This is a genomic window from Bacillus sp. CZDM1 (genome assembly GCF_055502545.1).
The window spans coordinates 222,503-244,039 of record NZ_JBUESO010000009.1 but is presented as its reverse complement, the minus strand read 5'-3'; the positions used below and the strand labels follow the sequence as shown (position 1 = coordinate 244,039).

The following is a 21,537-nucleotide window of genomic DNA, read 5'->3' as shown; positions in this document are numbered from 1 at the left end:
ACTATTCTAGTAAAAGTTTTAAAATTGCCTTTTGCGCATGCAGTCGATTCTCTGCTTCATCAAACACGACTGAATGAGGACCATCAATAATTTCTGCTGTTACTTCTTCTCCTCGGTGTGCTGGCAAGCAATGTAAAAAGATATAATCTGGTTTAGCGTACTGACAAATTTCCGCATTTACTTGATATGGTGCAAAGTCCTTCAATCTTTTTTCCGTTTCTGCTTCCAGACCCATACTGGTCCAAACATCTGTAACGACAATGTCGGCATCCGTGATAGCCTCTACCGGATTATGTGTAAATGTTATTTTGCTCCCTGTTAATTTGGCAGATTCAATTGCTTTCTCTGTTATCTTTCCATCAGGTAAGTATCCAGGCGGGCTGGCAACCGAAATATGCATTCCAACCTTTGCTGCACCTTCTATTAATGAGTGAGTGACATTATTTTTGCCATCCCCTAAATAACACATTTTTAACCCTGCCAATTTCCCTTTGTGTTCTTGAATCGTTAGTAAGTCCGCCATTACTTGTACTGGATGATGTAAATCTGTTAAGCCGTTAACAACCGGTACCGTGGCATGCTCTGCTAGTTCTTCAGCGGTGCTATGTGAAAACGTCCTAATCATCATACAATCAATATATCGTGATAAAACTTTAGCTGTATCCGAAATACTTTCACCTCTGCCAAGCTGGAGATCCTTTGGACTTAAAAAAATCGCATGGCCCCCTAATTGAAGCATCCCTACCTCAAAGGAAACTCTAGTACGGGTAGAAGCCTTCTCAAAAATCATCCCTAGAACCTTTCCGCTCAAATAAGGATGTGGTTTTCCTTGTTTTTGAAGACTTTTTAATTCCTTCGCTTCCTCTAAAAGATAGAGAATTTCATCAGTCTGTAAATCGGTCAAGGCTAAGAAATCCTTGCCTTTAAATTGTGGCTTTGGTAATACTCCCTTTGCGTTCCATTTAATCACATTTGACATGTTCCACACCGCTCTCTTTTATATTGTAATATTCCGTTACTGTCCTTACCTCTGATTGTGTAATCAATTGGGCCTGAAGGCTAATCATTGCCTCAACTGTATCAAGATGAGTAAATACCGGTACATTGTAGCGAGTCGCTTGTTCACGAATGTAAAAACCAAATTTAATTTTATTTCTACCTTGGTTCGGTATATTAATTACTGCTTGAATACTATTATTTTTGAAAAGTTCATTTACATCTTCGTTATCCTTAATAACCTTTTTAATTGTAAATCCTTTTTCCTGAAGGAATCTTGCTGTCCCTTCTGTTGCAATTAGCTTGTAATTCTCATTCACAAACTGCTGGAGAATCGGAAGACTGGCTGGTTTTTCCCGGTCAGATATCGAACATAATAGATAGTTCTCTGTTTCACCACTTGTTGCAGGGAAAGCCTTTTCGAGCGCTTCATGGAAGGTTGTTCCTAAACCTAACACTTCACCTGTTGATTTCATTTCCGGTCCAAGAACGTGGTCGACTCCCTTTAATTTACTTCTTGAAAAAATAGGTGCCTTAACCGAATAGTATTTAGGCTCTGTTACTAAACCAGTTTCATTCGATAGAGAATCCAATGATATTCCTAACTGAGCCATTACTGCCCACTCAATCATTGGAATGCCTGTAACCTTGCTCATTATAGGTACCGTACGTGAAGAACGCGGATTTACTTCTAAGACAAGAACTTGATTCTGATAAATCACAAATTGGATATTCATAATACCAATAATCGGAGAAGTTTTGGCAATTTTTTCAGCATAATCAATTAATGTTTCTTTAACCTCATCCGCTAGTGAAATAGGTGGAAAAACACTAATACTATCCCCAGAATGTACGCCAGCTCTTTCGATATGTTCAAAGATTCCTGGTACGATTACATTCTTACCATCACTAATGACATCCACTTCACATTCTAATCCAGGAATATATCTGTCTACTAATAATGGCCACATTTTATCCTGCGAAGAGTTTTCTTCAAGCTGAGTGATATAATAGTTTAATTCTTCTTCTGTAAAAATAGTAAACATCGATTGGCCGCCGATTACATAGGAGGGACGAACCAATACTGGATAACCAAGACTTGCTGCAGCTGCTAGCAATTCATCTTTATGTGATACGGTCTCACCTACAATATGCGGGATGTTTAAACCTTCAAGTAACTGATAAAATTCTTTCCGATCCTCGAAAGTGTCGACATTTTCTACCGTTGTGCCTAAAATCTTTACTCCCTCTTCTTCGAGGTCATGAGCCAAATTAATTGCCGTTTGCCCGCCAAACTGGATTAACACGCCTTCAATCTTCTCTTTTTCAATAACCGTAAGAACATCTTCAGCCGTTAATGGTTCAAAGTAAAGGCGGTCAGCGACTGAGTAATCTGTACTAACTGTTTCTGGGTTATTGTTGATGACGACTGCCTCATAGCCCATCTTCTTAATTGCTTTTGCAGCATGGACAGAGCAGTAATCAAATTCAATTCCTTGACCAATCCGAATCGGTCCTGAACCAAGAACAAGAATCTTTTTACTGTTTGTTTCCTCTACCTCATCCGCCCCAAGCCATGTCGAGTAGTAATAAGGAGTAACGGCATCAAACTCTGCAGAACAGGTATCAACCATCTTGTAGCCAGGTTTCCAGTTGAGTTCTTTCCATTTACTTCTTACTTGCTTTTCCTCGATGCTGTATATTTGTGAAAGTAACTTATCGGAAATATTATGACGCTTCGCTGTTTTTAATAATGAAAGCGGTACTTCACTCCATGCATAAGATGATAATTCCATTTCTAAGTCAACGACCGAATTGATTTTATTTAAAAACCATGAATCGATCTCTGTTATCTGTTTAATTTCCTCTAGGGAAATCCCTCTTCTGAATGCTTCTGCTATTATAAATAACCTTTGGTCATTTGGTCTTTCAAGTTTTTCAAATAAGACCTCATTATCTATATTTTTATTTGATTCCAGACAAAGTCCAAATATATTTAATTCCATTGAACGAATTGCTTTATTTAGTGCGCCTTCAAAGGTACGGTCAATCGCCATGACTTCTCCAGTTGCTTTCATTTGCGTACCTAATGTACGATCTGCTTCTGGAAATTTATCAAATGGAAATCGTGGAAGCTTAACAACAATATAATCAATCGCAGGTTCAAAGGATGCAAAGGTGTTACCTGTTATTGGGTTTACAATCTCATCTAAATGATAACCAACCGCACATTTAGCTGCCGTCCTAGCAATTGGATAACCGGTAGCCTTTGATGCTAATGCCGAAGAACGGCTTACCCTTGGGTTTACTTCAATAATGCAATATTGGTTGGATTCTGGATTAAGAGCAAACTGGATGTTACAGCCGCCGATAATCTCTAACTCTCGTATTACTTTTAAAGAAGAGTTCCGCAGCATTTGATACTGAACATCCGTTAAGGTTTGCGATGGAGCAACAACAATAGAGTCACCAGTATGAACGCCAACAGGGTCTATATTTTCCATATTACAAACAATGATACATGTGTCATTAGCGTCTCTTATGACTTCGTATTCAATTTCCTTCCAGCCTTTAATGCTTCTCTCAACAAGAACTTGGTGGATTGGGCTGGCTGTTAATCCCTTTTTCAGAACATTTTCAAGTTCCTCCGCATTATGAGCAAAGCCGCCGCCGTGTCCGCCAAGTGTGTAGGCCGGTCGAATAATAACAGGGAAGCCTATTTCGTTGACGAACGATACACCCTCTTCGTACGTATGAATAATCGCAGATTCTGGAATCGGTTCGTCAATCTTTATCATTAAACTGCGGAAACGATCACGGTCTTCGCCATTTTTTATCGATTCTACAGAGGTTCCTAACAACGCTACATTGTATTTTTGGAGAATACCTTTTTCATAGAGTTCTACCGTTAGATTTAAACCTGTCTGACCGCCTAACGTTCCAATAATTCCATCAGGTTTTTCTTTTTGAATAATTTTTTCAATGGTTTCTACATTTAATGGTTCGATATATACCTTATCGGCAACAGTTTCGTCCGTCATAATCGTCGCTGGATTACTATTGATTAGTACTACCTGTATTCCCTCTTCTTTAAGAGCGATACAGGCTTGTGTCCCCGCATAATCAAATTCTGCTGCCTGCCCGATTACAATCGGTCCTGATCCAATTACTAATACTTTTTTTAAGTTTTTATTTAATGGCATAACGTTTATCTCCCACGGAATTTATCTGATAAACAAATTCTTCTAGAATGTATTGGGTGTCACTTGGTCCTGGGTGTGCTTCCGGGTGGAATTGAACGGTTTGAATCGGAAAGCGTCGGTGCTTTAACCCTTCGATGGATTTATCATTCACGTTACGGTATGAGATTTGGAATACCTGGGCATCAATGCTCTCATCAACGACAACATACCCATGATTTTGTGCTGTAATTTTTACCTTACCCGTTGCTAATTCTTTTACTGGATGATTGCCGCCTCGATGTCCGTAGGCAAGTTTTTCTGTTTTTGCTCCATAAGCTAGTGCAATTAACTGATGACCTAAGCAGATACCTAAAGTCGGATAGTGCTGTGTAATCTTTTTGATTTCTGGAAACCATTGTTTCAAGGCCATTGGATCTCCAGGCCCGTTACTTAATAGCACACCGTCTGGCTTTAAGGCATTGATTTTTTCAAAAGAGGTATTAAAAGGGACGATGGTAACCGAACAATTTTCATCGAGTAACGCATTCAGTATCGACTTTTTATATCCAAAATCGATTAGGACAACGTGTGGTCCCTCATTTTTGAAAAATTGCATTTTTCTAGTTGAAACCTTCTCTACCCAAAATGGTATGGTTTTGTTTTCATCAAAATTTTCTTGTTTAGTCTTACTTAAATATCCTTTTACCGTTCCGCGGCTTCGGATCGTTTTGACAAGTAATCTTGTGTCCACGCCTGCAATTCCTGGAACGCCTGCCTGCATTAGTTTTTCGGAGAAATTATTAATGGATTGGTAATGGCTTGGTGTTTCACATAAATCTCCAATCACCACACCTGCTAAGGAAGGGGAAATACATTCATCGTCCATCGCATTGATTCCATAGTTTCCGATAATTGGATAGCAGAATGTTATGAGCTGTCCTGCATAAGAAGGATCTGTAATGATCTCCTGGTAGCCAGTCATACTTGTATTAAATACAACTTCTCCGATAGAATCCTTATTTGCACCTATTAGTACTCCTTCAAAAACTTCCCCTGTTTCCAAAGTAAGATAACCTTGTTCCAAAACACTCACTCGCCTTTCTCTATACCTTGGAATGTTTTTTCCAATGCATGGGTGAATTCATTCATTTCTTCTTTAGTGGCCGTTAATGGCGGCAGCAATCTTACTACATTTGGTCCCGCTGTTAGGATCAACAGTTGATTTTCAATTGCCTTTTGAACAATTTGCGGAGCCTTGTTTCCGACAACGATTCCTTTTAGGAGACCTTTTCCCCTAATTTCTTCTATATAATTGTACTTTTCTTTAAACTTCATTAAGAGTTCATCAAAGTACTCTGAAATTTCATTAACATGATTTAGTAAATTACTTTCAATGATATGGGAAAGAGTTGCGACTCCTGCTGCTGTAGCTAATGGGTTGCCGCCAAAGGTACTTCCGTGAGTACCAGGTTCGAATGCTTTTGCAGCCTTTTCTTTCGCAATGATTGCCCCAATTGGAAATCCTGATCCAAGACCTTTTGCTACACTAATTACATCCGGCTCAATACCGTATTGTTCGTATGCAAACAGTGTGCCGGTCCTGCCGATTCCTGTTTGAATTTCATCAACCATTAAAAGGATGTCTTTCTCCTTACAGATTTCTGCAATTTTCTTTACCCATTCCGGATTTGCCGGAATGACTCCGCCTTCACCTTGGACAAGTTCTAGTAAAATGGCTGCAGGCTGGAGCGTTTTTAACTGATCAAGTGCTTCTATATCATTAAATGGCAGATAACTAAAGCCTTTGACTAATGGAGCAAATCCCTGTTGGATTTTTTCCTGCCCTGTGGCCGATAATGTTGCCAATGTTCTGCCGTGAAAGGATTGCTGAAAGGTAATGACTTCGAAAGAATCTGTTTCCTTTACTTTCTGTGCGTACCTTCTTGCCAGCTTAATGGCCGCCTCGTTTGCTTCCGCTCCGCTATTGCAAAAGAAAACCTGATCTCCACAGCTATTGGCTGTAAGCAGCGCCGCCAGCTCCTGCTGATTTGGAATGTTGTAAAGGTTTGAACAGTGCCAAAGATTTTGCAGCTGCTCCTCAAGCTTTGCTTTAACCACATCCGGCACATGGCCTAAGTTGCAAGTCGCAATGCCTGAAGTAAAATCTAAATACTTTTTCCCTTGATCGTCCCATACATAGCTTCCTTTCCCCTTAACCAACGTAATAGGAAAGCGGCTATACGTAGCCATTACTGACGAAATAGGGGAAACGGAAGTGTTAATGGTCATTATGCAATCTCCTCTTCTAAAACAATTTTTGTTCCAATATTTTTGCCGTTCACGTAATCTATCAGGCTATTTTTTTCAAATCCATCTATAATACCGACCATCGGAATTTTATGAACTAACCCATCGATTGCGGCTTTGACCTTAGGAATCATCCCGCCGTAGATAGTTTTATCTTCAATCAGTTCTTCCACCTTTGTTTTGGTAACCTTATCAAGTTTAGACTTTTCTCCATTTTTTTCGACTAAGATACCAGGAATATCACTTATAAAACAGAGATTTGCTCCCAGTGCTTTGGCGACCGCACTTGCTGCAACGTCGCCGTTTATATTATAACGCTGTCCATCTGCACCAATCCCGATTGGTGAAACAACAGGTATATGTCCTTGGTTTACGATACCTTCGATAACTGAAGTATTCACTTCAACGACTTCTCCTACAAAACCTAAACTTTCATCTGAAGTCGGAATGGCTTTTAATAAACTCCCATCCACCCCGCTGACACCGAATGAACTTCCGCCTGTTTCAATGATGTTCCGTACAACTTGTTTATTCACAGTTCCGCTTAACACCATTTCTACTATATCCAACACTTCATTATTGGTTACTCTTAGTCCATTTACAAAGGAGGTTTCAACGTTTAAGTTTTTTAATAATTTATTGATAAGTGGACCGCCGCCATGAACAATAATCGGAGTCCATTTCCCTATTTGATGAAGCGAAATCACATCTTCATAAAAGGACCTTGGGAGATTTTCTAACACACTTCCGCCGCACTTAATGACTATATAGTTCATCATAGACCCTCCCACTAGGTGCGGTAGGAAGCATTGATTTTCACATAATCATACGTTAAATCGCAGCCCCACGCCGTTGCACTTTCATCACCTTGATTTAGTTCAACAAGAATTTTAACGGTTTCTAGTTCTAAGTACTCTTTTACTTCTTCTTCTACAAATGAACAAGGCAAGCCATTTTCAAATACCTTGTAAGGGCCAATTGCCACTTTCAATGCATTAGGCTCAACCGGTATTCCTGAATATCCTATGGCTGTAACAATTCTTCCCCAGTTCGGGTCAGTGCCGTAAATAGCTGTTTTTACAAGGTTAGAAGAGATAATTGATTTCCCTACAGCTCTTGCTGCTTCATGGCTGTATGCACCGTTTACCTGAACTTCAACGAGCTTAGTTGCTCCTTCACCATCTCTTGCAATTTTTTTCGCAAGCTCTTCACTTACGAGCTTTAAGCCTGCTTTGAATAAATCCCAATCTGGGTGATCTTTTGTTAGCTGGTCATTCCCTGCTAACCCGTTTGCCATGACTAAAACCATGTCATTCGTACTTGTATCTCCATCAACCGTAATCATGTTGAAGGTCTGATTTGTTATTTCTTTAAGGGCAGAAAGCAAATCCTCATGCGCTATATTGGCGTCTGATGTGACGAAACCGAGCATGGTTGCCATATTTGGGTGAATCATCCCAGATCCTTTAGCCGCACCGCCAATGCTGACTGTCTTTCCGTCTATTTTCATTTGGACAGCAACCTGCTTAATACACGTGTCAGTTGTTAATATTGCATTCTTGAAATTTTCTTCTGTTGCATATTTTGTCTGAAGAATTTGATTTATCCCTGTATTTACTTTATCCATCGGTAATAGTTCACCAATAACTCCGGTTGAAGTAACTGCAACAAGGTGTTCCTCGATGCCTAACTCGTTGGCAAATCCTTTTTGCATTTCAAAAGCGTCTAACAATCCCTGTTCCCCTGTGCAGGCGTTGGCATTACCGGAATTGACGATGATAGCCTGAATTTTATTCTCTTTTGCTATACTCTCTTGAGTAACCAAAAGGGGAGCTGCTTGGAAAATGTTTGTTGTATACACGCCAGCAACCGATGCTGGAACTTCTGATACAATATAACCAAGGTCAAGACGTTTTCTTTTTATCCCGCAATGCATACCCCCAGCCACAAACCCCTTCGGCAGAGTGACACTTCCTTCTTCTAAAACTACAATCTCTTTATTTGAAATGGCTGGTATCAATTTAATTTCCCCCTTGAATGTCTTCATTGTTTGTCAACCCAAGTCTCTATATAACTTTCCATCTATTATTCAATCAATAAATTTATTAAGGATATAATGATATGTCTTCAAGCCCTGTACTTACAGCCCAGCCATTCATTAAATTTGCATTCTGTATCGCCTGCCCTGCTGCACCTTTAACTAAATTGTCAATTACTGAAATCACGGTTAGACGATTCGTTCGCTGGTCAACATGTAATCCGATGTCACAATAATTACTGCCACTAACCTCTTTGGTTGAAGGATAGATTCCCTCTGGCCTAATCCTGACAAATGGATGATTTTCATAAAACTCTTTATACAACGCATTCACTTCACTCGTTGATATTTTCCCAAGTAAATTAACATAGGCTGTTATCATAATTCCTCTAGACATCGGAACTAAATGAGTTGTAAACGAAATCGTTACCAGTCTGCCGCTTTCATCTTTAAGTACTTGTTCAATTTCCGGTATATGTTGGTGTGCTCCGAGCTTATATGCTTTTAGATTTTCATTTATTTCAGCGTAGTGTGCTGTTAAAGAAAGACCTCTGCCGGCACCAGATACCCCTGATTTTGCATCTATAATAATAGAATTTGGGTCTGCAAGATTTGCTTTCAAAATTGGCAGCAAACCGAGGCTGGTTGCCGTTGGGTAGCAGCCCGGATTAGCAATGAAAGTGGCACGTTTAATTTCTTCTTCATAAATCTCACTCAATCCATAAACTGCCTTACTTAAGTATTCCTCATCTGGTGCTGAATGCTTATACCAGGTTTCATATTCATTTTGCGACCTTAGCCGGAAATCTCCTGAAAGGTCGATTACTTTAATACCCTTATCTACAAGCTGCGGCGCCATCTTACTACTGACGCCTGACGGTGTAGCTAAAAATACAATATCATTCTCTTTTGCTAATCTATCCGGATCATAGCTTTCAAATGGTTGATTTATTATTTCAGTAAGGTGTGGGTAGGATTCGCTAATGTCGTTCCCAGCCTGAGAGTTGGAAACAACTGAACCAACTGTCAAATGCGGATGCTTGTTTATAAGCCTTATTAACTCTATTGCACCATATCCCGTTCCACCGATAATTGCAGCCCTCATTTTCCCCACTCCTAAGTCTCTTATATAATGAATTATTATACATACTCAGTAATATTTATTCAAGAAATAAATTGCCTAATTTTCAGTTTTTATTGAACTTTTTTTACTTTTATATTTGGAAACGCTTTCATTTATCTGTGTATGAATATACAAATATTATGCATGATTTATTCATGTCGCAACTTCCTTGAAAAAGATGTTTTTTATGAGAGTTAATGGTAAATACTGTTAGAGATGAGTAAGGAGGTATGTCGACTGTTAACTACAACATTAACTTTTCATAAAGAAGTTGATTTTGCCAAATATGACTTGCCTTTTCTAAAGAAGAGGTCGGATAGCCACTATGAAATCTATCTTGACAATTCTGATAAGGCACTAGGCGATGTCCATATCGCCAAGAACGGGGTTAAGCTTGAGTATTCAAGTGAATTATTGTTAGAGGAATATATCATTATTCATGACTTAATCTCTCGACTGCGAGAAGGAAATGATGTGGTCGTCGATGATTCGAAGAGCTTTTTAGGTTATTTGTCTGATGGAGAACCAGCATATATGATAAAAAATTGGGAGCCTTGGATAGAGTACCTTCAGAGCTCGATGAAAAATTGTCTTTAAACAAGTCTCTTTTCTCAAATGTTGTTGCTTTATAAAAGTAGGCTGTGTTAAAGCTGAATGTTGATTTTACTGTGTTGGGAAAATAAGCGGAGAATTTCCGCTTAAATTGGGAAATCCCCATATTTCTTTCATAATAAGCGGAGTTTTTCCGCTTATGGGTATCCAAATCATTGGATTTTGTCTTATTTGAAGCAGCTAACCGGAATATCTCCGCTTATATCTGCTTCTTAAGGTTCCTTTTCTACAATAGGCGGAAATTCTCCGCCTATGAATGATCAACCCTACACGAAAATCAACTTTGAATAATAACACAGCCTAAAAGTAAAAACGATTTATTTGGCCGTATTTTCATTGTGAATAGCCTAAATTATTGAGAAAAGAGCCTTCAAACTTAGTTCTATAGCTCAAAACAGCTTATTCCACGTTAAAATCGGCTTTAAGATTTTAACAACAATTTTTACGAGAACAGCATTAAACAAAAAGAGGTGAGAGTATGTTATCTGGAAAAGTTATTTCGGTGATCTCGGGTAAAGGCGGGGTCGGTAAATCTACTGTATCTGCAAATCTTGCTGTTTCGTTGGCTAGACAGGGAAAAGCGGTAGGATTAATTGATTTTGATATATATGGAAGCAGCATTCCGAACATGATGAATATTAGTTTTGGTCCGAAATCGATGAATAATAAAATCATTCCTGTTGAATCCCATGGTGTAAAAATCATGTCAATGGGTTTTATTGTTAAAAATAATGATCCAGTAGTTTGGCGCGGACCTATGCTCGGAAAAGTCATCAACCAATTTATTAATGAAGTGATTTGGGGTCCTCTGGATTACTGCATAATCGATATGCCGCCTGGGACAGGTGATGTTGCCATGGACGTGAACCGCCTGATTCCAAGCTCCAATCAGATTGTTGTCACAACTCCACATCCAACCGCCTCACATGTTGCAGAACGAGCAGGTAAAATGGCGGCAATCAATAATCATAATATCTTAGGTATCGTCGAAAATATGGCATATTTTCAGCCGCCAGATCTCGAGCAAAAGTATTATCTTTTCGGTAAAGGCGGTTCGGAGCAGCTAGCATCAAAATTGGGGACTGATCTCATTGCCCAGCTGCCCATATTAGCTCCAAAAGAAGATGATTATGAACCTTCTATCTATAAACGAGGTTCCTTGCTGTTTGATAAATACAACGAATTAGCTGATACAGTACAGAATTCAATTGCCTAAAAAAATAGTGGTGTCCCGATAACGGGGCACCACTATTTTATTTACCTAAAATATCGCCTTTATATCCTTGTAATATTCCATGTATCTTTTGTTTGTCATCTGCACTAAACCCATTCTCATCTAGTGTTGCGATGAAATTCCCGACCATTGCTTCAAAATGTTCATCATTGATCGGGATATCTTTATGTGCGTTTGCTATCTGTTCATTGCTATATTTTCCTTCGCCCAATCCATGCTGTAAAAATGTCTGAGGGTGATGCTGAATTCTCTCCTGATCATGATCTTTAAAAAATTTGCTCATCAAATCATCTGCATGAATTTTATGAAAGAAATCTTTTACGACAGATGTTATTTTTTCATCATTCATTTGCAACCCTTTCGTCCTCCTTTAATGATCCATTACTTTGTCCACTCTTCTAAAGAATAGATACGTTATCAGTGTCAAAACAAACATAAAGCCTAAGGCCAATACATAATAGAAAAGATTGTCGTAATGACCTGCTAGATACTCCTCTACCATGTATTGAATAAGGATAATTTGCACGGTCAGCAGACTCATAAAAACCCACCATGCCATTTTCATAAAACCCGCCTCCTAATGCTGAGCCTGAGTGATTCCAACAGCGTAGATTTTTTTACCTTTAAATTTCAACTTAATGGACGGAAGCGCCCTCGGCGGCGGTCCTGCTAGAACGGACCCATCCTCCACATTAAAGAAGCCATTATGGCACGGGCAGGTTAACTTCCCAGTATCCTTTTCCCAATAAACCGGACACATCAAATGTGTACATTTACTGTTATATGCCCTATATTCCTTTTCAGAGATTCTAACCAGTATCGCAGAATCATTCTCATCAGGATAATAGAATGAAACACTCTGTCCAACAGCGATATCTTTTTCATTTACAATAAATACCTCAGAATCATGGGCTTCTTCTTCGCGATTTTTCGATAATGCCATTAAAGGGGTTGAACTTACAAATAATACGCCCATTAACGATAAGGAAGAGGCGATAAAACCTCTTCTATTTAATTCTAATTCTTTATCTCTTCTGATATTAAAAGACAACTTTCGAAGAAATCCCTCTATTTTCTTCATGATTGAACACCATCGCCTTCTCTGAATCCATATCTATTTGTTTCCGTATCCGGCATTCCAATAACAGTCCTTGTTTCAATCACTGTACCGCCAAAATCCCACTTAAACTGAACTTCCTTAGGTGGTTCTGCTTTAATTTCGTGTTCATCCACAAAACGAATCGTATCTGTCGGACAAACACTGGCACACATTGGCGGTCTTCCTTTAGAAGTCCGGTCATAACACATATCACACTTGTACATTACTTTTTTCACATCATCCACTCTTGGAATTCCAAATGGACAAGCGTATGTACAGTTTTTACAGCCAATGCATTTTTCTAATGAGGCAGATAATACCGTTCCATCATCTGCAATTGCAATGGCTTGAACAGGGCATGATTCCGCGCATGCTGGTGTTACACAGTGCATACAGGGAGTTGGCGAGGCTGCCACCGTTTCTCCTGGATTTAACTCATCAACAAACATCCTCGATAAATGGTCATGCCCGCTGCATTCTTCACATCCAATGACACAAGCTCGGCAGCCAATACATCTTTCGTAATCAATATATAAAACCTTAGCCAAGCTTTTCACCTGCCTGCTGTGCAATCTTTTCTAATTTGACTGCGCAAACCTTGAATTCTGGTATTTTCGATTTCGGTTCTAATGCGGGGTTTGTCAAATGATTGATTGCCAAGGATTTACCCCAGTGATAGGGAACGAATACCATGTCCTCTCTCGTTATTTTTGTAACTCTTGCTGGGAGTTCGATACTTCCCCTTGGGCTAGATACCTTTACGGGTTCTCCATGTTCGATGTTATATTTTTTCGCTAAGTTAGGGTGAATTTCCACATATGGATCTGGACATAAATTACGCAGAGCCTCAATCCTCCTTGTTTGATTCCCACTTAAATAGTGAAATACAACTCGTCCAGTCGATAAAATGATTGGGTATTCTTTACTCGTTTTCTCATTTGGACCTTTATGTTCAAATGCTAGGATTCTTGCTTTTCCATCAGGGAAATTAAATTTCAAATCCTCAAATAATCTTGGTAACCCTTCCGATTCCTCTGTTGGGCAAGGCCAGAAAACCCCCTGCATTTTATCAAGCTTTTCATAGGTGATTCCGTAATAATCTGCGGTCCCGCCTTTACTTGCAACCCGAAGCTCATTAAAGATATCCTCTGGTGAATTAAATTGGAAGTATTGCCCCCTGCCCAGTCGTTCCGCAATTTCACAAATTACCTTCCAGTCCCGTTTTGTTTCACCAGGTGTACGATCAATACCTTTCACTCGTAATACCCTTCCTTCAACATTCGTCATGGTTCCATTGTCTTCAATCCAAACGGTCGAAGGAAGAACAACATCCGCTAGCTCTGCCGATTCCGATAAAAAGAAATCCATGCAAACAAAAAAGTCTAAACTCTTTAGATACTCACCCACATCACCCACTGTTGGGGAGGATACAATCGGATTGCTGCAGATTAATAACAATCCCTTAATTTCTTTTCCTAGAGCTTGAAGCATTTCAAAGGCCGATAATCCCGGTCCTGGAATTTCGGATTCATCAACACCCCACACACCAGAAATATATTCTCGTGCTTTCGGGTCGGTGATTTTTCGGAACCCAGGCAGCTGGTCTGTTTTTTGTCCGTGTTCCCTGCCGCCTTGGCCATTCCCCTGACCTGTGAAGGTTGCAACCCCAGAACCCTTTTTACCCATTTTCCCTGTTACTAAACAAAGATTCACATAGTTTGAAACGGAATCTGTACCTGTTGCATGCTGCTCAACCCCGCGTGCGAACATGGTCATCCCGGTTTTTGCCTGACCGAATAGTCGAGCAGCTGTTATGATTTTGTCAACCGCAACACCTGTAATCTCAGAAACATGGGCAGGTGTATATTTCTTAACTAGTTCCTTTAATTCTTCATAACCAGTTGTGTGGTTTTGAATAAAGTCATGGTCAACTAAATCTTCTTCAATCATGACATGCAGTAAGCCATTCGCTATCGCCACATCGGTTCCTGGCCGAATATCTAGATGGACATCTGCTACAAGTGCTGTTTTCGTTTGTCTAGGGTCGACGACAATTAATTTTGCTCCGCGGTCTCTAGCACCCCATATATATGGCATCGATAACGGGTGACACTCAGCTGTGTTAGAGCCTGCAATCAACAATACATCTGCAAACTTTATGTCAGACCAAGGATTGGTTGATCCCCTATCAATGCCGATACTTTGGTTGAAGCCGACAGATGCCGATGACATACAATAGCGGCCATTGTAATCAATATTTTTTGTCCCAAGTCCTATCCGTGCGAACTTACCCATTAAGTAACATTTTTCATTTGTCATCGAGGAGCCGCTATAAATTCCAAAGGCATCTTTTCCATACTTGCCTTGAATTTCTTGGATTTTCGATACAATCAAATCCATTGCTTCATCCCATGTAGCTTGTTCTAGCTTTCCATTTTTTCGAATAAGCGGGTGCTTAAGGCGTTCCACATGCTCTGCCTGCCGGTAAGCACTTACTCCCTTCGGACAAAGCCTGCCCCCATTCATTGGAAAATCATATCTAGGCTCCACACCGAGGACCGATTGATCTTCTTTGTTGACGCGAATATTCATCCCGCATTGCATCCCGCAGAAGCAGCAATGCGTAGAAATCAGTTCCTCGCCATCTCGTAAAATCGCATCGTAATCTCTTTGCGCGTAGTCTTTATTTTGTGCATGACCCATCTATTGATCTCCTCCCTTCTTTAATTGGAGTCCGTTTTTCTCATTACTTTCTAACACGAGGTTCGCTTTACGGAAATGAACTTTAGCACCATAGGCACTCAATCTATGACTAACTCTCCGGCACTGTGAACATAAGTCTGAAAAATGAAGTGTTGTATGATCAATCGGAACAGACAAATGTCTTTTTTCCAAAGCTAATTGAACATCCTTGATTTGTGTAGCCGTCGCATATTCTATTCCACATCTAGCACATTGTTTTTGTTCTCCCATCGCATGGTACATCGGTACCATTACCGCTAAGAATCGAAGTGGTAAATGCCAGAACTTGCTGAAAGGAAAATATAAAAGAAAAACGATGACGGTAACTTGGTGCGCAATCGCAATTCCTAAATAGAAAGCCCCCTCCATCCACAAGGCTGACACGGTTAATAAAGAGCCAGTTATTGAGATTGCTATTAGTAGAAAGAGTGGAAAGAAATCATATTCTTTTGATTGTTCAACGATCTTTTTCTCGTCTGTAACTCTTCGATACAGCGCCATACCGCAGCCAATAATGACAGCAATTCCTGTCCAATTTAAACCGTGGTAAATGGCAATAGCGAGAAGTGAGTCAACTCCCATTCGAAACATTGGAATCCCAAAAACCACTGCCGCATAGGTTTTAGGTTCAACTAATTCAAAATGAAGCCAATTAAGTACAAGGGAAAAGGTAATCGCAAATGAGAATATGACTCCCCAAGAAATGAACATGTGCTGTACCCAGCGATAGACAGACCGATTTCTTATAAACCTTTGTTCTCCGATATTGGTGTACAAAGTCTTAAAGATAAATGCAAGCCCTTTAGCACTAAACATCATTTTGAAGCCTTGCTTCCACAGCCTTCTAGTTGGAGGACGTAAGGTCCACGAGGTGATTCTGATTGTCAGCAGCACGAAGCACAAAACAGTTGCCCATAAATATCCGTATAAGGCCATATCGAAATATCCAAATTGTTCTGATCCAATATAGACAGAAAAAAATACAATCACTAACACAATAAAAACATTTCGTGCTGATTTCTTTGAAAAAAGCAGTGAATCTTCTTCATATGGATAAAAGTTCATATGCTAAACTCCTTTACTCTTTATCTTGTTTAGTATGCCAAGGGTATGTAAAAAAATTCCCAGTAATTTAACATATAAAGAGAAAGGTAATTCGACTATGGTAGAATAAAAAGTAAAAAGATTATACATAGAGGGACGCGGATTAGATGGGGAAAAGAAAGAAAATTTTTATGGTTATAGGTGTGCTTACACTCAGTGTATTACTTTACTTCGCTATCTTACATTTTAAGATTAGGGACCACATAAATAGTGAAGTACCGTTGGATGCTGACTATATCATTATTCTTGGGGCACGTGTTAAAGGTGAAATTCCTTCACTGGCACTTCAATATCGGATTGATACTGCAGCAAAATACATGAAGAAAAATAAAGAAACCATTGCGATTGCATCGGGAGGACAAGGACCAGGAGAGGATATTACAGAGGCAGAAGCGATTAAAAGAGGATTACTTCAACATGGGGTAGATGGTAATAGAATATTACTAGAAGATAAATCAACTGACACTGTTGAAAACATCACTTTTTCAAAAAAGCTTATTCCGGATCATCTCGAAACTGGATTGCTCGTGACCAACGATTTTCATCTTTATCGTTCCAAGTCCATAGCAAAAGACCAAGGATTGAGCTTACAAGGGATTCCTGCTGAAACTCCGACCGTAGCCATTCCAAAATCCTACGCTAGGGAGTATCTCGCGATAACTAAATATTATCTAGTAATATTCTTCAAAAAATAGAAACCGGCCAATAAAACATTAGCCGGTTTTTTGGTCATTATAAATTTGATAATTTATTTCTTCCCTTTTCCTTAACCTTTAGTTTTTTTGACCTGTGTAGATATGAATCGCATCCCTTAGGAATACTGCTGTACCAGGTTGTTCTTTGTCATAATAAGCTGTAAATCTTTCATCATCCACATACATTTGAGCTAGACCCGCATGGGCTTCCTTACTGTATTCTTTCCAATAATAGGTTAGCCATTGCTTGTGGAGATCTGCTGCTTTTTGTGCTAACTCACCTGCAGGGTCTCCTGATTTATATGCTTCAGCTAATGTGGTATGCAGTTGTTCTGCTAAAGCTGTTACCTCTTGATATTGCTCCTCTGTCATGTTCAATACTTTTGCATTTGAAGCCTCAACACTTTCCTTGCCATATTTTTCACGGATTTCCTTGCCATATTTTTTCTCGTTATCTTCAACCATCTTTTTCTTAAAGCCTTCAAATTTTTCTTTATTTGACATGGTTATTCTCCCTTCCGTAAGTGCTATTGTTTTATCGACATTGGCGATTAATAAATCTAGTCGTTCTTTTTTTTCGAGGAGTTTTTCACGATGCTCCCGCAGTGCTTTTGCCCCATCAAAAGAAGGCGCCGTTACAATTTCCTTGATACTGTCCAACCCGACTCCCAGCTCTCTATAGAATAAGATTTGCTGAAGAGTGTTTACTTCCTCCTGACCATAGATCCGATATCCTGATGAATTGATTCTTGCCGGCTTAAGAATTCCAATTTCATCATAATACCTGAGTGTACGAGTGCTGACACCTGCGAGACTAGCTAATTTTTGTATTGTATAATCCATGTGATCATCTCCTCATAAATAACCATACACCTTTACGCAACGTTAAGGTCAATACCTTAGTTTGCCTATTTTTTATAAAACTAAAGCCAGCCATTTGTGTGGAGGACAATGGCTGGCCGAAATGTTTTATTTGATTTCTGCTAAGGCTGTTTCCTGATACATAACTGAATGTTGACTGTGTATGATAAACGGAGAAATTCCGCTTAAATTAGGAAATACCTATATTTCCCTATAAATAAGGGGAGTTTTTCCGCTTATGTCATCCAAATCTTTGGATTTTGTCATATTTAGAGCAGTTAAGCGGAATTTCTCCGCTTATATCGGCTCCTGAAGCTCCTCTATTTACATTAGCCGGAAATTCTCCGTCTATGAATTCTCATACCTATACGAAATCGATATGTGCAAATTGACGTTTTGCGATAAGAAACGGAACCCGTTAGGATTCTCCTGTTTCAATTTACCAACCTATTTGAACCAGCCTTTTTCTTTGGATTGTTTGATCGCTTCGATTCGGTTTTTGACGTCTAGTTTGTCTAGTATGGTCGAGATATAATTGCGCACGGTTCCGGTTTTGATGCTGAGTTGTTCTGCGATTTCTTGTGTATTTTTGCCATCTGCAACGAGTTCCAATACTTCTTTTTCACGATCTGTAAGCGGGTTTTCTTCGGAGTATACATCATCCATAAGCTCTGGTGCATAGATTCGTTTTCCTTCCATTACCCGTCGGATGGAGCTTGCCAGCTCCTCACTTGGGCTGTCCTTTAACAGATAGCCTCTCACTCCTGCTTTGAGGGCACGTTGAAAATAACCAGTCCGGGCAAATGTGGTTAGGATAATTACTTTGCAGTTTAAACCTTTTAGCTCTTCTGCCGCTTCTAATCCTGTTTTACCTGGCATTTCAATGTCCATAATACAAATATCAGGCTGATGCTTCCTAACTAAAGACACTGCTTCTTCCCCATTTGATGCCTTGCCAACCACTTCCATATCCTCTTCCAAATTTAGAAGCGAACCGAAGGCGCCCAACAGCATTTGCTGGTCTTCCGCTATTACAATTCTAATCATTTATTACGCCTCCTCCTTATTTAATGGCTTTACGTCATTGGGCACTCTAATGACTAAAGTTGTGCCTTCTTTTGTTAGAAGTTCTAAGCTGCCATTAATAAACTCAAGGCGTTCTTTCATTCCTAAAAGACCGCTTCCCCTCAGTTCTTTATCACCTTCGCTTTTAAACACTCCATTATCATGGATGGTCATCACCATTTCCTTCCATGATTGCTCGATTGAAATGGAGCAGGAGCTGGCACCACTATGTTTGACGACATTGTTAACCGCCTCTTTCATGCACATGCTAAGAATGTTTTCGGTCAATAAAGGAACATTTTTAATAGAAATATCCTGGTTTCCCTCGAAGTCTATCTCAGCGGCCTTCAATATTTGTTTCACCCGGACAATCTCATCTTTTAACCGGATTCCTCTCATTGAAGACACCATTTTTCTGACTTCACTTAACGCTGTCCTTGCCGTTTGCTGCACGTCTTTTAATTCATTTCGTGCCTGCTCTGGGTCTTTTGTGATTAATCTTCTAGCTAAATCGCTTTTTAATCCAATAAGTGAAAGCTTCTGACCTAATGTGTCATGCAGGTCACGGGCAATCCGTTGACGTTCCTCTAACTTAACTAGCTCTGAAATCCGCTTATTAGCATCCTCAAGCTTTTCTTCCAACTGCCCCATTTCTTTCTTGTTATGAATATTAAATGGAAGCAATATGACGCTTATCCAAATGATGATGACAAAAGGCAATTGCTTAAGAAACAGTTCATCCTGCTGGACAATACTAAAGTTAATAGACGCGGATGTACTAATCAAATGAATAAAATATAAGGTTAGAAAGGTAATTCGCTCCTTGATATTTCCAATAAAATAGGAGAGAAAAAAAGCAAAATACACATAGCTGAAGAGGCTGGTTGATGTAATCGAAATACCTATTAAGATGAAGGTCCAGAGATAAACCGGCCACCCTTTCGAAATGAATGCAATTCGATAGAAGATAAAAAAGAGAATGGTTAGGATAAGACCAACGATGATTTTAATAGGTGAGGATGTTTGGAAAATAAAATAAAAGGGCAGTATGCAAAGAATGGTCCAAATATATGGTGATATGCCGCTATTTTTCTGGAATGTCATATACCTTTTTATCATAATAGAACCTCATTTTCAGCTTAAATAGTTTATCACCTTAATATTACCACAATTACCCACTATCTTCATTTACTACTATTTATTCGACCCATACCATATTTTAGAACAGAAATAACGACAAGCCCCCTAACAGGGCTTGTCGTTTCATACTTTCTCCGGTCTAAGAAACTTCTTCTGTTCTTTTACTAGAACCTTAATTTCCTTAAAGCCAACAAACTTCTTGTTTTGTTCATCGAAGAGACGGAATTTGAGCGAACTTAGACTTGTTGCTAATGTAATGGTTGGAACATTTTGCAAGGGCAGTGTGTTATTATGCGCTTCCTCCAGCTTATAATTAGGTACTCTCGGGCTTAGGTGGTGTACATGATGGTAGCCAATATTTCCCGTTAACCATTGTAAAACCTTCGGAAGTTTATAGAAGGAACTGCCTTCAACCGCTGCTTTCACATATTCCCAATGCTTATCTTCCTCAAAGTATGAATCTTCAAACGTATGCTGCACATAAAACAGCCAGATCCCAAGTGAGCCTGAAATTAAAAAGATAGGTCCTTGTACCAATAGGAATTGCTCCCATCCAAGTGTTAAACATAGCACAGCAGTTAAAGCTGCAATCCCTGCATTGGTTATATAGGTGTTCATTCGTTCATTGAACCGTGCACCTTTTCTATTAAAGCGGTTTTTAAGCAGGAATACATAAATCGGACCTAATCCAAACATAACAAGTGGATTCCGATACAAACGATATTTTAATCTTTCCCATGTTGAAGCAGCTAAGTATTCATCCACAGTCAGTACCCAGATATCTCCCGTTCCCCGCTTATCTAAATTACTGCTCGTTGCGTGGTGCACAGAATGGTCATGCTGCCATTGGTGATAGGGAAAAACGGTCAATATTCCGGTAATCGTCCCAAGAATTGTATTTGCTTTCCGATTTTTAAAAAAGGAGTGATGACAGCAGTCATGAAAAATGATGAAAGTCCTTACTAAGAATCCTGCTGCAAGGACAGAAATCCCCAAAGTTAGTATGTACGAAATGGTAAGGCTTTGATAAGCAAGTAACCATAGTAAAATGAACGGTGCCAGGGTATTTGTCATCTGCCAAATGCTTGCTCGTAGATTTGATTTTTCATAAGGTGCTACTTGCTTTCGTATATTCTTTTGGTTTTGTTCCATCATAACTTTATCCCTTCTTTCATTTGTTATCAAAATTATAGCCCTAGTAAAACTCCCTTTTGTAGATATAGCTGTCATATGCGAAACATGATAAATGTCATATTCCCCCTATTACGCAAGAGAGGAGAAGCTCAAGTCTCGAGCCTCTCCTCCCCTTTTGGGCAGTTATATTTTCTGCTTTAGTCGT

The 21,537-nt window shown here is 39.4% G+C and carries 20 protein-coding genes; 3 read left to right on the top strand and 17 right to left on the bottom strand.

The window, feature by feature from the left end; genetic code table 11:
- Position 1: 1 nt before the first annotated feature.
- The 7 genes from argF to argC form a co-directional block, all read right to left on the bottom strand.
- Positions 2 to 979 carry an ornithine carbamoyltransferase gene (gene argF / locus ACY3XC_RS20735; RefSeq protein WP_464870206.1) on the bottom strand — a complete coding sequence of 326 codons (978 nt, stop codon included), beginning with the start codon at positions 977 to 979 and terminating at the stop codon, positions 2 to 4.
- A complete protein-coding gene (gene carB, locus ACY3XC_RS20730) occupies positions 963 to 4,199 on the bottom strand; it encodes a carbamoyl-phosphate synthase (glutamine-hydrolyzing) large subunit (protein WP_464870205.1) in 3,237 nt (1,078 codons plus the stop codon). Before carB ends, argF begins: the two co-directional genes overlap by 17 nt.
- A complete protein-coding gene (locus ACY3XC_RS20725) occupies positions 4,186 to 5,262 on the bottom strand; it encodes a carbamoyl phosphate synthase small subunit (RefSeq protein WP_464870247.1) in 1,077 nt (358 codons plus the stop codon). Before ACY3XC_RS20725 ends, carB begins: the two co-directional genes overlap by 14 nt.
- A 5-nt stretch (positions 5,263 to 5,267) precedes the next feature.
- Positions 5,268 to 6,467, bottom strand: a complete 1,200-nt coding sequence (locus ACY3XC_RS20720; RefSeq protein ID WP_464870204.1) for an acetylornithine transaminase — start codon at positions 6,465 to 6,467, stop codon at positions 5,268 to 5,270.
- Positions 6,467 to 7,264, bottom strand: a complete 798-nt coding sequence (argB, locus tag ACY3XC_RS20715) for an acetylglutamate kinase (protein ID WP_464870203.1) — start codon at positions 7,262 to 7,264, stop codon at positions 6,467 to 6,469. The genes ACY3XC_RS20720 and argB overlap by 1 nt, the downstream gene beginning before the upstream one ends.
- An 11-nt stretch (positions 7,265 to 7,275) precedes the next feature.
- Positions 7,276 to 8,502, bottom strand: coding sequence for a bifunctional ornithine acetyltransferase/N-acetylglutamate synthase (gene argJ / locus ACY3XC_RS20710; protein ID WP_464870246.1), 1,227 nt, complete (start codon positions 8,500 to 8,502; stop codon positions 7,276 to 7,278).
- An 88-nt stretch (positions 8,503 to 8,590) separates the two neighbouring features.
- A complete protein-coding gene (gene argC, locus ACY3XC_RS20705) occupies positions 8,591 to 9,628 on the bottom strand; it encodes an N-acetyl-gamma-glutamyl-phosphate reductase (RefSeq protein WP_464870202.1) in 1,038 nt (345 codons plus the stop codon).
- Positions 9,629 to 9,862: 234 nt separating this feature from the next.
- Between argC and ACY3XC_RS20700 the strand changes: the two genes are divergently transcribed.
- Positions 9,863 to 10,243, top strand: coding sequence for a hypothetical protein (locus ACY3XC_RS20700; RefSeq protein WP_464870201.1), 381 nt, complete (start codon positions 9,863 to 9,865; stop codon positions 10,241 to 10,243).
- 493 nt (positions 10,244 to 10,736) lie between these two features.
- Positions 10,737 to 11,474, top strand: coding sequence for an Mrp/NBP35 family ATP-binding protein (locus ACY3XC_RS20695; RefSeq protein WP_464870200.1), 738 nt, complete (start codon positions 10,737 to 10,739; stop codon positions 11,472 to 11,474).
- Between the two features lie 37 nt (positions 11,475 to 11,511).
- Here ACY3XC_RS20695 and ACY3XC_RS20690 read toward each other — a convergent pair whose 3' ends face one another.
- Genes ACY3XC_RS20690 through ACY3XC_RS20665 form a run of 6 tightly spaced genes read right to left on the bottom strand, consistent with a single transcriptional unit; the run spans position 11,512 to position 16,398 of the window.
- On the bottom strand, positions 11,512 to 11,841 hold the full coding sequence (locus ACY3XC_RS20690) for a group I truncated hemoglobin (RefSeq protein WP_256989296.1): 330 nt from the start codon (positions 11,839 to 11,841) through the stop codon (positions 11,512 to 11,514).
- A gap of 21 nt (positions 11,842 to 11,862) precedes the next feature.
- Positions 11,863 to 12,057: a hypothetical protein gene (locus ACY3XC_RS20685; RefSeq protein WP_179161402.1), complete on the bottom strand. Its 195-nt coding sequence runs from the start codon at positions 12,055 to 12,057 to the stop codon at positions 11,863 to 11,865.
- Positions 12,058 to 12,069: 12 nt separating this feature from the next.
- Positions 12,070 to 12,573 (bottom strand): QcrA and Rieske domain-containing protein, encoded by a 504-nt coding sequence (locus tag ACY3XC_RS20680; protein ID WP_133370531.1) that lies wholly within the window; start codon positions 12,571 to 12,573, stop codon positions 12,070 to 12,072.
- Positions 12,570 to 13,139 (bottom strand): 4Fe-4S dicluster domain-containing protein, encoded by a 570-nt coding sequence (locus tag ACY3XC_RS20675; protein ID WP_179161400.1) that lies wholly within the window; start codon positions 13,137 to 13,139, stop codon positions 12,570 to 12,572. The genes ACY3XC_RS20680 and ACY3XC_RS20675 overlap by 4 nt, the downstream gene beginning before the upstream one ends.
- On the bottom strand, positions 13,132 to 15,294 hold the full coding sequence (gene fdhF / locus ACY3XC_RS20670; RefSeq protein ID WP_464870199.1) for a formate dehydrogenase subunit alpha: 2,163 nt from the start codon (positions 15,292 to 15,294) through the stop codon (positions 13,132 to 13,134). Before fdhF ends, ACY3XC_RS20675 begins: the two co-directional genes overlap by 8 nt.
- On the bottom strand, positions 15,295 to 16,398 hold the full coding sequence (locus ACY3XC_RS20665; RefSeq protein ID WP_464870198.1) for an MFS transporter: 1,104 nt from the start codon (positions 16,396 to 16,398) through the stop codon (positions 15,295 to 15,297).
- 146 nt (positions 16,399 to 16,544) lie between these two features.
- Here ACY3XC_RS20665 and ACY3XC_RS20660 point away from each other — a divergent pair, with 146 nt between their 5' ends.
- Complete coding sequence (locus tag ACY3XC_RS20660; protein ID WP_464870197.1) at positions 16,545 to 17,132, top strand: YdcF family protein; 588 nt, start codon at positions 16,545 to 16,547, stop codon at positions 17,130 to 17,132.
- A 78-nt stretch (positions 17,133 to 17,210) separates the two neighbouring features.
- On the opposite strand, the gene ACY3XC_RS20655 is transcribed toward ACY3XC_RS20660, so the two are convergent.
- The 4 genes from ACY3XC_RS20655 to desA form a co-directional block, all read right to left on the bottom strand.
- Positions 17,211 to 17,975, bottom strand: coding sequence for a MerR family transcriptional regulator (locus tag ACY3XC_RS20655; RefSeq protein ID WP_464870196.1), 765 nt, complete (start codon positions 17,973 to 17,975; stop codon positions 17,211 to 17,213).
- A 465-nt stretch (positions 17,976 to 18,440) separates the two neighbouring features.
- Entirely contained in the window at positions 18,441 to 19,040 is a 600-nt protein-coding gene (locus ACY3XC_RS20650) for a response regulator transcription factor (protein ID WP_045522398.1), read from the bottom strand.
- A gap of 3 nt (positions 19,041 to 19,043) precedes the next feature.
- A complete protein-coding gene (locus ACY3XC_RS20645) occupies positions 19,044 to 20,177 on the bottom strand; it encodes a sensor histidine kinase (protein WP_464870195.1) in 1,134 nt (377 codons plus the stop codon).
- A gap of 144 nt (positions 20,178 to 20,321) precedes the next feature.
- Positions 20,322 to 21,353 (bottom strand): Delta(5) desaturase DesA, encoded by a 1,032-nt coding sequence (gene desA, locus ACY3XC_RS20640; protein WP_464870194.1) that lies wholly within the window; start codon positions 21,351 to 21,353, stop codon positions 20,322 to 20,324.
- Positions 21,354 to 21,537: the final 184 nt, after the last annotated feature.

Bases quoted from the DNA above. Each gene is read 5' to 3' on its own strand.
- argF (WP_464870206.1), bottom strand. From the start codon at position 979: ATGTCAAATGTGATTAAATGGAACGCAAAGGGAGTATTACCAAAGCCA.
- carB (WP_464870205.1), bottom strand. From the start codon at position 4,199: ATGCCATTAAATAAAAACTTAAAAAAAGTATTAGTAATTGGATCAGGA.
- ACY3XC_RS20720 (WP_464870204.1), bottom strand. From the start codon at position 6,467: ATGACCATTAACACTTCCGTTTCCCCTATTTCGTCAGTAATGGCTACG.
- argB (WP_464870203.1), bottom strand. From the start codon at position 7,264: ATGATGAACTATATAGTCATTAAGTGCGGCGGAAGTGTGTTAGAAAAT.
- argC (WP_464870202.1), bottom strand. From the start codon at position 9,628: ATGAGGGCTGCAATTATCGGTGGAACGGGATATGGTGCAATAGAGTTA.
- ACY3XC_RS20700 (WP_464870201.1), top strand. From the start codon at position 9,863: ATGAGTAAGGAGGTATGTCGACTGTTAACTACAACATTAACTTTTCAT.
- ACY3XC_RS20695 (WP_464870200.1), top strand. From the start codon at position 10,737: ATGTTATCTGGAAAAGTTATTTCGGTGATCTCGGGTAAAGGCGGGGTC.
- ACY3XC_RS20690 (WP_256989296.1), bottom strand. From the start codon at position 11,841: ATGAATGATGAAAAAATAACATCTGTCGTAAAAGATTTCTTTCATAAA.
- ACY3XC_RS20685 (WP_179161402.1), bottom strand. From the start codon at position 12,057: ATGAAAATGGCATGGTGGGTTTTTATGAGTCTGCTGACCGTGCAAATT.
- ACY3XC_RS20680 (WP_133370531.1), bottom strand. From the start codon at position 12,573: ATGAAGAAAATAGAGGGATTTCTTCGAAAGTTGTCTTTTAATATCAGA.
- fdhF (WP_464870199.1), bottom strand. From the start codon at position 15,294: ATGGGTCATGCACAAAATAAAGACTACGCGCAAAGAGATTACGATGCG.
- ACY3XC_RS20665 (WP_464870198.1), bottom strand. From the start codon at position 16,398: ATGAACTTTTATCCATATGAAGAAGATTCACTGCTTTTTTCAAAGAAA.
- ACY3XC_RS20660 (WP_464870197.1), top strand. From the start codon at position 16,545: ATGGGGAAAAGAAAGAAAATTTTTATGGTTATAGGTGTGCTTACACTC.
- ACY3XC_RS20655 (WP_464870196.1), bottom strand. From the start codon at position 17,975: ATGGATTATACAATACAAAAATTAGCTAGTCTCGCAGGTGTCAGCACT.
- ACY3XC_RS20650 (WP_045522398.1), bottom strand. From the start codon at position 19,040: ATGATTAGAATTGTAATAGCGGAAGACCAGCAAATGCTGTTGGGCGCC.
- ACY3XC_RS20645 (WP_464870195.1), bottom strand. From the start codon at position 20,177: ATGATAAAAAGGTATATGACATTCCAGAAAAATAGCGGCATATCACCA.
- desA (WP_464870194.1), bottom strand. From the start codon at position 21,353: ATGATGGAACAAAACCAAAAGAATATACGAAAGCAAGTAGCACCTTAT.